Source organism: Sphingobacterium sp. LRF_L2, from assembly GCF_965644235.1.
Lineage (GTDB): Bacteria > Bacteroidota > Bacteroidia > Sphingobacteriales > Sphingobacteriaceae > Sphingobacterium.
On record NZ_CBFFRI010000004.1, the window covers coordinates 615,877 to 630,651 of the forward strand.

Annotated in this window: 11 protein-coding genes; 8 read left to right on the top strand and 3 right to left on the bottom strand. The window is 37.8% G+C overall.

Annotated elements, in window-relative coordinates:
• Positions 1-7 precede the first annotated feature (7 nt).
• Positions 8-3,151, bottom strand: a complete 3,144-nt coding sequence (locus tag ACSZOX_RS11420) for a SusC/RagA family TonB-linked outer membrane protein (RefSeq protein ID WP_437920091.1) — start codon at positions 3,149-3,151, stop codon at positions 8-10.
• Positions 3,152-3,553: 402 nt separating this feature from the next.
• Here ACSZOX_RS11420 and ACSZOX_RS11425 point away from each other — a divergent pair, with 402 nt between their 5' ends.
• The 6 genes from ACSZOX_RS11425 to ACSZOX_RS11450 are packed head-to-tail and all read left to right on the top strand — an operon-like array spanning position 3,554 to position 10,528.
• Positions 3,554-5,059 (top strand): PQQ-dependent sugar dehydrogenase, encoded by a 1,506-nt coding sequence (locus ACSZOX_RS11425; protein WP_437920092.1) that lies wholly within the window; start codon positions 3,554-3,556, stop codon positions 5,057-5,059.
• Between the two features lie 15 nt (positions 5,060-5,074).
• Positions 5,075-6,292 carry an Nramp family divalent metal transporter gene (locus tag ACSZOX_RS11430; protein ID WP_437920093.1) on the top strand — a complete coding sequence of 406 codons (1,218 nt, stop codon included), beginning with the start codon at positions 5,075-5,077 and terminating at the stop codon, positions 6,290-6,292.
• Positions 6,293-6,301: 9 nt separating this feature from the next.
• Positions 6,302-7,318, top strand: a complete 1,017-nt coding sequence (locus ACSZOX_RS11435) for an NAD-dependent epimerase/dehydratase family protein (RefSeq protein WP_437920094.1) — start codon at positions 6,302-6,304, stop codon at positions 7,316-7,318.
• Positions 7,318-8,382 (top strand): dihydrodipicolinate synthase family protein, encoded by a 1,065-nt coding sequence (locus ACSZOX_RS11440; protein WP_437920095.1) that lies wholly within the window; start codon positions 7,318-7,320, stop codon positions 8,380-8,382. The genes ACSZOX_RS11435 and ACSZOX_RS11440 overlap by 1 nt, the downstream gene beginning before the upstream one ends.
• Before the next feature lie 46 nt (positions 8,383-8,428).
• The gene (locus tag ACSZOX_RS11445; protein ID WP_437920096.1) at positions 8,429-9,817 is read left to right on the top strand and encodes a Gfo/Idh/MocA family protein; all 1,389 of its coding nucleotides are present in this window, start codon (positions 8,429-8,431) and stop codon (positions 9,815-9,817) included.
• A 12-nt stretch (positions 9,818-9,829) separates the two neighbouring features.
• Complete coding sequence (locus ACSZOX_RS11450) at positions 9,830-10,528, top strand: DUF4304 domain-containing protein (RefSeq protein ID WP_437920097.1); 699 nt, start codon at positions 9,830-9,832, stop codon at positions 10,526-10,528.
• Between the two features lie 150 nt (positions 10,529-10,678).
• Here ACSZOX_RS11450 and ACSZOX_RS11455 read toward each other — a convergent pair whose 3' ends face one another.
• The gene (locus ACSZOX_RS11455; RefSeq protein WP_437920098.1) at positions 10,679-11,317 is read right to left on the bottom strand and encodes an LA_2272 family surface repeat-containing protein; all 639 of its coding nucleotides are present in this window, start codon (positions 11,315-11,317) and stop codon (positions 10,679-10,681) included.
• A 116-nt stretch (positions 11,318-11,433) separates the two neighbouring features.
• Between ACSZOX_RS11455 and ACSZOX_RS11460 the strand changes: the two genes are divergently transcribed.
• Both ACSZOX_RS11460 and ACSZOX_RS11465 read left to right on the top strand, forming a co-directional pair.
• Positions 11,434-12,399, top strand: a complete 966-nt coding sequence (locus ACSZOX_RS11460; protein ID WP_437920099.1) for a hypothetical protein — start codon at positions 11,434-11,436, stop codon at positions 12,397-12,399.
• A 56-nt stretch (positions 12,400-12,455) separates the two neighbouring features.
• Positions 12,456-13,595, top strand: a complete 1,140-nt coding sequence (locus tag ACSZOX_RS11465) for a metallophosphoesterase family protein (RefSeq protein ID WP_437920100.1) — start codon at positions 12,456-12,458, stop codon at positions 13,593-13,595.
• Here ACSZOX_RS11465 and ACSZOX_RS11470 read toward each other — a convergent pair whose 3' ends face one another.
• Positions 13,596-14,579 (bottom strand): lipoate--protein ligase, encoded by a 984-nt coding sequence (locus ACSZOX_RS11470; protein ID WP_437920101.1) that lies wholly within the window; start codon positions 14,577-14,579, stop codon positions 13,596-13,598. It lies immediately after the preceding gene.
• Positions 14,580-14,775 lie beyond the last annotated feature (196 nt).

Consider the following 14,775-nt stretch of genomic DNA (forward strand, 5'->3'; position numbering starts at 1 on the left):
CATTATTTTAAAAACTAGCATTTAAACCTATCACCCATTGCTTCATTAAAGGATACGAAATACTGGCATTCTCCGGATTATAACCATCAAAACTCGTAAATGTAAAGTAGTTTTCTAAGTTTCCATAAATCCTTAAGCGCTCGAATTTAAATTTAGATAATACTTTAGACGGCAAAGTATACCCCAATTGAATAGATTTAATTCTAAAATAGGAAGTATTATGCAACCAGTAATCGCTGTATGCGGTATTCAAAGCAGACGCTGACGTACGTAATCGAGGATATACAGTAGACGGGTTTTCCTCTGTCCAACGTTCCAAAATCTTAGTACGCTGTAAGAACCCTTCGTTAATATTAAATGTATTAAACCCATCATTTCCCCAATACTGCCGAACACCGCCCACACCTTGACCAACGACGTTCAAATCAATATTTTTATACCCAATATTAAAATTTAAGCCATAGGTAAACTTAGGCAATGCAGAATACCCCTTAATCACCCTATCCTCCTCATTAAATACCTTATCTCCGTTCGTATCTCTGTAAAGCATATCTCCTGGTTGAGGCTGACCTCCTACATAGGTCCCAAATGTATATCCATCTGCCAAAAGTTGATCAATTTCAGATTGACTTTGTAAAATACGATCAAACTCAAGAACGTAAAAGCTTCCATAAGGATTACCTTCTAAGGTAATATTAGTGCCACTTATAGATCGATCCTCATTAAACTTCGTCACCTTATTGCGAACAGTAGACAAATTACCATTGATATGATATCTAAAATCATTCACTTTTCCTTGATAACCTAATTGAAACTCAAAACCCTTGTTGGTCATTTCCGCTATATTTTGCCATGGTGGCGAGAAATTTCCAAGAACACGGGGAATGGGAATCTGCGTCAAAATATCACTTGTTGTCTTATCAAAATATTCAAATGTAAAAGTCAGCTTATTCTTAAACATCGCAAGGTCTACCCCGATATTAGAAATCGTTGTCGTTTCCCATTTAATTTTACTGTTAGCAAGTTCCTTCGGAGCAACACTCTGCTGCAACTGCCCTCCAAAAGGATAAAGATAAGATCCATAAACCACCTGATAGGTATAATCTCCTATTCTATTATTCCCCAATTTACCCCAAGATCCTCTAACTTTGAAATCATCGAACACTGCTTTTAAAGGCTTTGCAAACGCCTCCTCCGTCACTCGCCAACCAGCAGAAAATGAAGGAAAGAATCCCCAACGGTTCTCCTTTGCAAACCTTGATGAACCATCGTAGCGCGCGTTTGCTTCAAAAAGATACCTACCTTCATAATCATAATTCAATCGACCAAAATAAGACTGCAGCGCATCATCAGTTGCCGTACCTGTAATAGACTCCAGATTAGCCCCTGCATCTAAAACGTAAATCGCATTATTGCCAAAAATATCATTCTTCTTCGCATCAAAATCGTCCATGCGATTATACTGCTGATCAAACCCAATCAAAGCCGCCAAATTATGTTTTCCGCCGAAAGACTCCCTAAAACGTAAAAGCGTATTCAAGATTGTACTGTAATCCCTACGGCTCGCATTGTATAAACTATTGACACTAGGCTTCTCTTGATATTGAAAGTCCGTCTGCAAATTCCATAAAGAATAAGGTCTGACATATTCCCAATCCCTATTATTTGCATAATTAAAACCAAAACTACTTTCCCACTCCAAGTTCTTCAAGATATTAACTATGCCAAAGAATTTCATTCCCAACTTTTGCCGCTCAATATCTCCCGTAATGTTATCAACATACGCTCTGGGATTAGAGCCTGCTGGCAATCCAGAAAACATTTCGCCCCCATAACGACCATCTTCGTACACCGGTATAACGCCTGGTGTCGTGTTGCGTATACTAGAAAAGAAACTAGCTACATCCAACACATCCCTATTCGACCAAGAGCCAAATATATTGGTACCCAAAGTGAGCACATCTTTTACCTTAGCATCTGCATTAAGCCTAAAATTATAGCGCTTAAAACCCGAATTATCTATCACACCTTTGTTTTCCAAATAGCCAAGAGACATCGCAAAACTACTCTTCTGCCCCCCACCACGAATAGCTAAATTATGTTCACTTAAAAGTGAGCTTTTCAACATCTCATCATACCAATCGGTATTTGGATACAAGGGATTACCTGCAGCAGATTCTCTTCTCCACTCGTCAATCAGTTCAGTAGAATACTTTTCTCTTCCTTCCGACTCATTAACAAGCTCCATATGTGTCGCCATATCACTAATGAAATCGACATCCTTAGCAACGCCTTGCACCCCCATATAACCATTGTACGTTGCAATAAAATTCCCTTCCTTCCCTCTTCTTGTTGTTACCAAAATCACACCATTGGCAGCTCTTGAACCATAGATTGCAGAAGAGGAAGCATCCTTTAAAATAGAAATACTTTGTACATCATTAGGATTTACATCGTTTAACGTTCCAGGCACCCCATCAATAACAACCAGAGGAGAAGCATCATTCATGGTCCCTACTCCTCTCACTAAAACTGTAAATCCTTCAGCGCCTGGCGCTGCTGAGGTCTGAGAAATATTCAACCCGGCACTTGCCCCAACAAGAGCAGAAGAAAGATTCAGATTTGGCCGACTTATCGTTGACTCATCAAATTGTACTGTAGATACTGCTCCTGTAACATTTGTTCTTTTCTGCGTACCGTATCCTACCACAACAACCTCATCTAAAGCACTTGATTTTACCTGCAACACTATTGATCCTGCATTGGACGCCTCTATTTCACGTGTTTCAAACCCAATAAGTCTCACCCTCAGAAGGTCAGATGGCGACGCAGCAATAACATACCCACCCTTTGCATCTGAGACAGAAGTTTCTTTTGTTTTCAAATTCGTAATTTCAGCACCAGAAAGCCCTCTACCTGTTGAATCCACAACACCCCCTCGCACAAGCTCCTGACTTTCAAACCCTTCCACATCGACAACCTCTTTTTTATTCATAGAAGTTGACCGCTCAATATGCGTATCCGGAACCAAGTAATCAAAGCGGTTTCCGCCATAGGAATAACCGATACTAATTAAAAGCAGTGCAGGGACTAAGTATAGCATCCTGTTGCCAAAGACAATGTCTCGAATTCTGTTAAAATTTAATTTCATTAATTTTAGGGTTTAAAGGTGGATAATTGAATGATTGTTTCTTGATTTTGTCATCCTGAACTTCGGTTAGTAAAAAACGACAGCTTGAATTTTTATTCTCTTCCATAGACATCCATAATTTAGAACATATGATCTTTTTTTTGCGTATTAGCTCCGCCAAAAAAACTAGATTTAATTGATTATTGTATACAATTATAACAACATTATGTAAACAATAAAAATATTTTAACATTTTTTTTTAAATATCCCCTATTTTAACCTACACAAAGAACAAATAGGTCAACACAAACATAACCCCAAACAAATTTTGAATACTTTTTTAAGTATTTTTTGTATACCAAAATATTTTTTAATTATATTTGATCAAGTTTTTCTAATCTAGCCCACAACCTTGAAATTTTTATGAAAGACAGGATATACATATATATAATATTAGTTACAGCGACTTTTTATAGTTGTAATAAACCGAACAGGTATCAAAAATCGGTTGATGATTACCTCCAACTGGATAGCACAGTTCTCGAGGTCACTACCGTAGCAGACAGTCTTCATGTACCATGGGAAATGGTTTACCATAACAACAAGATAATTTTTACAGAAATAGCCGGAAAAGTAAAACAACTTGATTTACATACAGGTCATATCAAGACGATACTAGAAATACCTGATGTATACCAAAAACGCACTACCGGCTTACTTGGTTTAGCCCTATCAAAAAACGACGCTACGGCCGAGCCCTATATCTTCCTAACCTACACATCCAAAAAAGATTCAACAATTACTTCCAACCTTGTGCGCTATCAGTATCAAACAGATACATTAATTAACCCCAAAAAACTACTGCAGATAAAAGGGAATACGGCACACAATGGCACTCGACTCTATGTCGATCAGCACAATATCATCTACTGGGCAACAGGAGATGCGTACGACTTCCCATTGGCACAAGATTCAACGAGTTTAAATGGAAAGATCTTACGGCTTACTATAGACGGATCTATTCCGAAAGACAATCCTATCCCCAATTCCTACGTTTATGCATGGGGATTTAGAAATATGCAAGGCTTAGCGATAGATGAACAAGGAAATATTTTCACCTCGGAACACGGGGAGGCTATCGAAGACGAAATTAATGCGATCTATCCTTTGCACAATTATGGGTGGCCACTTATAGAAGGCAAACATGATTTACCAGCAGAACTAGAACTTGCAAAGCATAAGAAATTAACACAACCTATTCGATCTTGGACACCTGTGATTGCCCCATCAGGCCTAGCCTTTTATAGTTCCGATCAAATACCGGAATGGAAAAACAGCCTTATTCTTGCAACTTTAAAAAGTCAGACGTTACGCGTGCTGAAATTATCGGAAGACAGAAAGCAGATCACGCATGAACATATATACTTTTCCAATCGTTATGGAAGATTGCGTGCAGTCATGGTTGCACCAAATGGTGATATATTCCTATCGACAAGCAACCGAGATTGGAATCCCCAAAAAGGTTTTCCAAAAGCTAGCGATGACAAAATTTTACGTCTAAGCATCACAAATAAGACCAACTCCATCACCTTGCATGAAGATAAGCCCGACGAGACCAAAAAAGCGAAAGGAGATATCCTCTATAAAAATTACTGCGCTTCCTGTCATAAGGAAGATGGTTTAGGCGTAAAAAACACCTTTCCTCCTTTGGTGGGCTCTCAACGCATACGAGACTCACAGGCATTTGTTGACGTAATTTTAAATGGCCTTGACGGGAAAAAACCAATCAACGGTATTTTATACGGCACTTTAATGCCTAGTTTTTCCTTTCTCAAAGATGAAGAATTGGTTGAAATTATAAATTACGTAAACCGACAATTTGCTGATGGCAAAGAAATTGGAACAGATATGATCAAAAAAAGAAGATAAAAAAGCCTATTTATTATGAAAAAAAATTATCTCAGCAAATTACTATCGGTACTTGGACCAGGTATCATAACAGCAGCCTTGGTATTTGGTCCAAGCAAGATGACCATCACAACAAAAATGGGCGCTGAATTCGCCTACAGTTTATTATGGGTCATCGTCATTGCCATTTTCTTTATGCTCATATTTACCAATATGAGTGCGCGAATCGGATATGCTAGTGACGATTCTCTACTAACACTCATTCGAAAAAAAATGGGTAAACCTGCAGCAGTTATCATCGGGATAGGTATTTTTTTAGTGGCGACTTCTTTCCAAGCAGGCAATTCCACCGGCGTAGGAATAGCACTTGGGGAAGCCACTGGAACAGATGCAAACATGTGGATTATTCTCTTTAATATTTTGGGTATCGCATTACTATTTTTCAGACAATTTTACCGTATGTTGGAGAAAATTATGTTAGCATTAATTATCCTCATGCTATTCTGTTTTGTGACCACCTCCATACTTGCGAAACCAGATCTTACAAATTTTATTAAAGGATTAGTGCCAAGCATACCTGATACATCAACGGGGCTTATCGTTGCCTTTATAGCATCCTGCTTTTCTTTGGTAGGTGCATTTTACCAAGCCTATTTGGTACAAGAAAAACGCAAATCGCAAAAACAAACACTTGAAAACCAAGATAATGCTCAATTTAGCAGCACCATTGGAATCGTGATTTTAGGGATAATGAGTGCCGTGGTACTCGTATGTGGAGCGGCTATACTACATCCTCAACATATCAAAGTGAATTCAGCTTCCGATATGGGAAAGGCTCTGGAGCCCCTTTTTGGACCTTCTGCAACCACTTTATTTTTCATTGGCCTATTCGGAGCTTCATTTTCCTCTCTTATTGGTAATGCGACTGTAGGTGGCGCTATGCTTGGTGATGCGCTTGGATACTCCAGTAGCTTAAATAATAAATATGTAAAATACTTTATTTCTGCGGTCATGGTTTCTGGAGCTACAATTGCGTTAATATTCGGAAAAATGCCGCTACAGCTTATTGTGTTAGCCCAAAGTGTGACTATCTTTTTGGTTCCCTTCATTGGCATAGCACTTTTCCTTGTCGCCAACAGTGAGGCCTTTATGGGAAAATATAAAAACAACCTTTTCCAGAAGATTGCTGGCCTATTCGGACTAGCGCTGGTTATTTTCCTTGCATTTGTAAACTTTAAACAACTTTTCTTATAAAATGCTATTATGACAAATTTAATAGAATTAGAACAGGCACTAACAAAACCATCATCTTTACTCGTCGAAGATGTAAAAAAAATTGAGGGCGATATTATGTTACTTGGCATAGGAGGAAAAATGGGGCCCAGCATGGGTAAACTCTTAGTTGATGCACTCCGAGAAGCCAAATTAGAGAAAAAAGTGTATGGCGTATCACGTTTCTCCGATGAAGAAACACGCGACAATCTTGAGAAACAAGGGATAATTACCATCGCCTGCAACTTATTAGATGAAGACGAATTAAATGCACTTCCTATTGTAAAAAATGTCATTTATCTAGCGGGAAACAAATTTGGAACTAGTGGAAATGAGGATTTCACCTGGGCAATGAACGCTTATCTTCCAGGTCGTGTTGCTGAAAAATTTAAAAATGCCAATATTGTTGCTTTTTCATCCGGAAATGTACTCCCATTTATAAAATTAAACGAGGGAGGTGCTGATGAGAACCATGCTCCAGAACCTGTGGGGGAATATGCGCAATCGTGCTTAGGTCGAGAACGTATATTTCAATATTTCTCTAAGAAAAATAAGACCCCAATTCTTATCTACCGGCTAAATTACGCTGTAGACTTTCGATATGGGGTGGTCATGGAAATCGCCAAAGCAGTTTTAAATGAAAAGCCTATTGATTTGAGAACAGAAAATGTCAATGTCATTTGGCAAGGCGATGCAAATGAAATGGCGATCCGCAGTCTGCTACACTGTGAATCTCCCGCTAAGACTTTGCATATCACTGGTCCAGAAACACTTTCAACTCGATGGATTGCTTATGAATTCGGTAAACTGTTTAATAAAACACCTCAGTTTTTACACGAACCTGAGGGTACAGCCCTTCTGAACAATGCATCTGAAAGTCACCGCCTATTTGGCTATCCTCGCGTTACTATACGTGAAATAATAGAAATCACGGCTACCTGGTTACTCAATGGAGGCAGTGAATTTGGAAAAGCAACACATTTTCAAGAAAGAGGAGGTAAATTCTAATGAAAACATTACAATCAGAATTAAAACAACTTCTGTGGGAAGGAACCGTAATACCTGCTCACCCCTTAGCTCTAACTGAAAACCGCACGCTCGATGAGGATTACCAGCGACTTCTAACGCGATACTATCTAGCTAGCGGCGCAGGCGGAATGGCAATAGCCGTACACTCCACTCAATTTGAAATCCGTGAACCCAAGCATAATCTATTCGAAACTGTTTTACAGTTAGCTGCCGACGAAATAAAAAAATCCAATATAACAAGACCATTCTTGAAAATTGCAGGAATTTGTGGGCCAACAGAACAAGCAATAGATGAAGCTAATATTGCCTCTTCTTTAGGATACGATATTGGTTTATTAAGTATGGGTGGACTTCAGAACTGGTCAGAGGAAGCTATATTAGATCGGGTAAAAAGTGTCGCGTCTATTATACCCGTGTTTGGCTTTTATCTACAACCTTCAGTAGGTGGACGCATTTTCTCTTATGATTTCTGGCGTGAATTCGTTGAGATTGACAATGTGGTGGCTATTAAATGTGCATCATTCAATAGATACCAAACTCTAGACGTGATGCGAGCTGTTGCAAATTCGAGTCGAAGGGAAGATATTGCGATGTATACAGGAAATGACGACAACATAGTGGCCGATCTTTTAACGAACTATCAATTTCCTGTCGAAGGAAAAAATGTTGATATCGGCTTTAAAGGAGGGCTCCTCGGACATTGGGCAGTATGGACGACAAAGGCCGTTGAGCTGCTACAAGAGATTAAGGCATACAGAAAAGCACCAACAGTAGACACATTCCAAAAACTTTCAAATTTAGGTCCCCAAATTACAGATACTAATGCTGCTTTTTTCGATCCTTCTAACAATTTTCATGGATGTATCCCTGGAATACATGAGGTCTTACGTAGACAAGGATTATTAAAAGGAATCTGGTGTCTAAACCCCAAAGAAGATTTATCAATTGGACAAAAAGAGGAAATCGACCGCGTATATGCCCACTATCCTCACCTTAATGACGATAGCTTTGTCAGAAAATTCCTAGAAGACAATAAGATTTAGTTTTTTTCACCTGAGGAGAACTTAACCAACAAATTAATCAAGAAGAATGATGAACAGAAGAAATTTAATTAAGACATTAACCTGGAGCGTTGGGGCAAGTGTCATCAGTACCGAAATTTTGGCCAAATCAAATGAAAATACGTTTTTGTACAAATCTCCCCAAAGGAAGCCATTATCCTTCCAAAAAACAATAACTGCTATTACATTAGGCGCCGGAAACAGAGGGATGGTCTACGGTACATTTGCAGAAATGAATCCACTGGAGTTAAAAATCGTTGGAGTTGCTGAGCCCAATAGCTTCCGTAACGAACGATATGCCGAGATACACAAAATTAATGCTGAAAACCGTTTTAATTCCTGGGAGGAGGTATTCAAACGGCCCAAATTTGCAGATGCGATTATCATTTCCACACCTGACGACCTACACTATGCACCATGTATGCAGGCCTTAGAAATGGGATATGATATCTTGTTAGAAAAACCCATTGCTCCCACCGAAGAAGAATGTAGAAAAATTCTAGCGAAAGCAAAGCAGAAAAAGAGAATTGTTGCTGTTTGCCATGTTCTTAGATACGCACCATATTTTATAAAAATGAAAGAACTTATCGAAAAAGGTGCTATTGGTGAGGTGGTGAGCGTACAACACTTTGAACCTATTGAGCATATCCACATGGCACATTCTTATGTAAGAGGAAACTGGCACAATTCAAAAAAAACAACGCCTATTATATTAGCCAAATCTTGCCACGACTTGGATATTATAAAATGGGTTATCAATAAGCCTAGTAAAAAGATCGTTGCCATGGGCGACTTGAAATGGTTCAAATCTGCAAATGCTCCATCAGGAAGTGGAGACCGATGCGTTTCTTGTTCAACAGAAAGAGACTGTGCTTACTCTGCTGTAAAAGAATATGCAGAACGTCAAACCCATTTCACCTCTGTACTGGATGTCCCCGAGGGACTAAAAGACAAAAAATCTTTTATCTTGGAAAAGCTAAAGACAAGTGACTATGGTCGATGCGTCTACAAAATGGACAACGATCAACCAGATCACTACGTCACCAGTATACAATTTGAAGATAGTGTCACAGCAAGCTTTTCTATGGAGGCTTTCACTTCTTATCATGGAAGAAGAACACGCATTATGGGAGATATGGGAGATATGGTCGGTGATATGAATGAACTTGTTATCAACGACTTTAGAACAAGAAAGCAAATTAAATTCATTCCTGAAGCGCAAGACGTAAAAGGTTACGAAGATCACGGTCACGGTGGAGGAGATTGGTTATTGGTTAGAGACTTTGTACAAGCTGTAGCACAGCAGGATCCCAGTCTCCTAACTTCTACGATAGATGACTCTATAGAAAGCCATATGATGGGATTTATGGCAGAAAAAAGTAGATTAACAGGTCAAGTTGTCGAAATAAATATGTAAAAAATCAAGTTGATGAAAGAGAGAGATTCCATGTATCCTTTTTTAACGATTTTATATGAATTGATTAATCCATTTATGAAATCGTTAGGCTTTGTACAACGTGGACAAGACTATTACCGAGATTTGTCCAAAACAGGACAATGCTTCCGTATACAATCAAGTCCTTGGAGTACTAAAGCGCAAAAGTTCTTTATGTTTCATATGGGATTAATTCACAAAGAAATTGACCGTGAAATTTTCCACTCCCCTCTTGGTGATTTTGCAACAATTGACCGATGTATTATACAAACAAAAACATGTCATCTTAATTTCTATCAAGATATTTGGTACAAAATCACTTCTGAAACAGATCAACAAATATTACAGACCCATATCGAGAACGACTTGCTAGACAATGTACATCCATTTTTTAGGCGGTATGAAGATCAGAACAATTGGTTAGATTTCACCAATCACAACTCCCCTTACATGCTGGATCCGGTATCCCAGATTCACTTATTGTTTAAGCTTAACAGAAACCGTGAAGCGCAAGTATTGTTAGAAAAACATTACCGAGAAAGCCATATACCAAAGAACTCTCGAAGTACAAAAATTTTGTTCGGAGGTATTCGTATTGAAGAAGTTTCTGGAGAGAAACTAGATTATCAGATTATCAATCAATTAGAACAGCTTGCGATATCATATGGAATTGAGCTCTCAAAAACAAACTAAAAGTTGTTCATTTCTCCTAAAATATAACCGTTCAAGCCTTACTTGAACGGTTATCGCTATTGTCTGTAAAAAATTCTTACCGTTATACAATGAGTCCCGAAGTCTTTTGGAAACTAATTGGAAAAGATGATAACACAGGCTTTAGTCATCCTAAAAGTTAATAAATGGTAATGATCTTTTTGCGTTGCTATTCCAGATTCCAAGTTGTAAACCACGTAGGGCGCCAGATTTATTAAAAACACCGATTTGAATTCCACGCAATTCCTTAGATTGATTGATTATTCCAACTTGCAATCCCGTCATTTGCACGTTATTATTCGATATCCCTAAATTTATTCCAGCCGAGCGATCAGAAAAATTACCTATCCCGGAGATGTGCAAACCATTCAGTGATCCGACAGATGTATAAGCTCCATTGATACTTACCCCATTTAATTGTTTACAGAAAGTGTACATCGCTATACTTAAACCGTTATGAACAGTCGATAATGAACTGTAACCACCTGTCCCAATATTCAGTCCGTTCGAAATCAACTTTGTTTCTAATAATTCTCGTTCAGAAGGATCCCGATACATCAGAATTAGTGGTGAAAACAACATCAAATCTACATTCAACCCGTTTATTTTTTGGAGTGAGGGGTTATCTCCAAAATGTCCTAAACCGACTACCATACCATTCACTTTAACCGTCTCCGCTGTCATAGGAGACAGGCTAAATATTTTAGTCTGTTGTGCTTGTATGTTTTGAAAAAACGTAAACAAAATCATACCAATTACTATTTTTTTCATCTTCTAGTTTTAACTTGATCATGCAACAAATCTATTGTGGTTTTTGCATATAAATTTGTGAAAACAACTAATTAGCGGTATATTTTTTGTGATTATCACAAAAATAGAGAATCCATATGTATCAACAGCTCTTTATTCAGACCATGCAGGACAAAAAAAATACAGATAGGTCCCTTATTGATATTGTGTCGGAGGTACTGGATATCAGTTATGACGCAGCTCACAGACGGCTTTCACTAAAAAGTAAGTTCTCTATAGAGGAAACGGTGCTATTAGCTAAACACTTTGTTATTTCTATGGATAACATATTCCAAGGTGATGAAAATGTCGTCGTAAAAAAGACGAAGGAAATCCTAAATTTTCAAGATCTATCAAGATACTTAGAGAGCGCTCAACAATCCTTGGATGAATATCCCAGGGCTAATAGCACTCATATCTATTATTCAGCCAAGGACATTCCTCTTTTCTATACCATAAAAGCTGATAATCCATTAGCAAAATTCAAATTATTTGTATGGTTAAATTTATTGTCTGGCAGCACCGCATATACCTCCTTTGAAAACTTTCAACTCGAAGTGCCACTCATCGAAAACACGCGCAAATTAACGAACTTATATAAAGACTGCACAAAAAATGAAATATGGAACGACACCACGATAAATAGTACATTGCAACAAATTGTTTATTTTTTTGAATCTGGTTTATTACGAGCTGAAACGGGGAAATTATTATGTGAGGAATTGAAAGGACTACTTTTAGAGTTAGAGCTTTCTTGTGTGCCCAATAACGAACAGTATCGTTTGTATTATCACGAACTGCTTATTCTAAATAACAACGTATTAGTTTCCAATGCGGATAACCAATCTTTGTTTGTTCCTTATACGATGTTAGGCTACTTTATTACCAAAGATTATGACACTTGTATAAATTCCTCCAAGTTCTTCACGCATCAATGTAAAAATTCCAAATTACTGAATACAGCAGGTACTCGAGACAAAAAAATATTTTTTAATAGAGCCTATCAAAAAATTGATTTTTATGAAAGGCAGATCATTTCGAATCAAGAATTCGGTTATTTATAGGTCTTTATTTATCAAAATTTAACTCTAGATTCATCCCTAGTTCCTACCTTTGTCAAATGATGGACTTAAAATATAGTGTGCCTGTTGTTCTAAAAAAAGTTGCCGATGACGCCCATAAATTCAAAGCGCTACCAACTCCAACAGGAACTTTCCCCTATCGTCTCCATATTTCAGAGGTCGTTTCCCTAGATATTTCTAAGCAGATGACCTTTCATATGGTCGGCGACACTGGGAGCGTTAAACATTCTGATTTTCAAGCTATACTGGCACAGTCTATCATCAAGCAACTGGATCCTAACCAGCCTTATAACGAAAATCCCTCATTTCTATATCATTTAGGAGACGTGGTTTATAATCATGGAGAGGCTAGCGAGTATCCATCACAGTTTTTAGATCATTACGACGATTACAACGCTCCTATTTTCGCTATTGCAGGAAATCACGATGGAGAAATCAATCCAGATAATCCTGTTCCTTATGCAAGCCTGGATGCATTCACGCAAGTCTTTTGTCATAAAAAGCAAGAAAAAATTCCATTCGGCGAAAACAATAAACGTAGGAGTATGATACAGCCCAATGTTTACTGGACTTTAGAGACACCACTTGTGCGATTTATCGGCCTTTATGGAAATACAACGAAGCATGGATCTATTTCTCAAGAACAATACGACTGGTTTGTTGAAGAATTGGAATATGCAAAAGACAAGATGGAAGAACAAGCATTAATTATCTGCGTTCATCATGCTCCATACTCAGTCGATAACAACCATGGATCAAGCCACATTATAATTGATGTTTTAAATAGCGCTTTCGAAAAAACAGGTGTAAAGCCCGATGCCGTGTTCAGTGGCCATGTACACAATTATCAACGTTTTTTAAAAACAGATAAAGATGGAACTACAACGCCTTACATCGTAGCCGGAGCCGGTGGTTACGCAGATTTACACTGTATAGCAAAAATTGACGATCAACAGGTTGAAGCACTTCCTCTTTTAGATGAAGATATTAAACTCGTATCATATTGTGATAATCGTTTCGGCTTTTTAAAGGTATCGGTACATAAACTAGAAAATGAACTCAAATTGATTGGTGAATATTACACCCTACCACAACACTTCAGCAAAACTATCCAAATGGACGCTACTTTATACGACAGATTTGAAATCCCTTTATCTCGTAAAGTTTCTTCATTTTGATCAATTAAATAAATCAAGAAGATCATTAACTTCAACTTTTCCGAAGTAAGGCACAAGATCTAACGCGTTCAAAAACACTTTCAAAGATTCCATTTCATGTTTTTGACCGATAAGCTTTTGTTCAAACTCTTCAATAGATGCCATTGCGAAAAAGTCACCAAAGATCTTCGCTTTTTCTATATATCCTTTCTGTACATCTAAATGCAATTCAATAAAGCCCGCTTTTACCTTTATTGCTTTCTTAAAATTATAGTTAGGAGAAAATCCATAATTCCAGTCCCAAGTACTATATTTTCTGTCCACCAGCTCTCTAATACCTGCTATATCTACTTCCGTAAAAGCATAGGTGCTTGCATCCGACTGATCCTTTTTAATCTCCTCTAAAAGAAGTTCTTTGAAAAGTAACGGAGACATATCTCGAGGCAGATAATCTTTCAAATTGGTGACCCTTGCACTATTTGATTTAATAGCCTTATCTACAAACTTTAACGGATTTGTTGTCAATGCTTGCGACAATACACTCATATCAGAGTCTAAAAGAATCGTACCGTGCTGAATCATCTTACCCGCTTTTACTAATTTTGCATTCCCGCTAAATTTTCGATCATTTACGAGCAAATCATTTCGACCTTCTAATCTCGCGGGAACTTCTAGCCGATTTAACAAATTAATAACAGGAGCAGTAAATCTTGAAAAATCTGAAAAATCTTGGTTTTCAATTTTCGTATGAAATGAAAAATTTAAATTCCCCAAATCGTGATAGACAGCGCCACCGCCGGACATACGACGAACCACTTTGATACCTTTACTCCGAACATAAGAAAGATCTACTTCTGCCAGTGTATTTTGAAATTTCCCAACGATAATCGAAGGTGAATTGACATAAAGCAAAAACAAATTCTGATCTGGAAATTTAGTTAACAAATACTCTTCTGAAGCAATATTAAAATAGGCATCTGTAAATGGAGAATCAATAATCAACATAGCATTTTCTTTATGCAAACTTAGCAAGTTTCTTTAAAAAAAGGAAGGGGGCACATATTATGGATATTAAGATAACAGCCTAGGATTTGGGGGAGGAGATTTAGGAATCTATGTACATAAAAAAAGGCCCCTCCAGTTATCACTGAAGGGGCCTGTATAAAATTAGGCACCGACCTACTCTCCCACCTGTTACGGC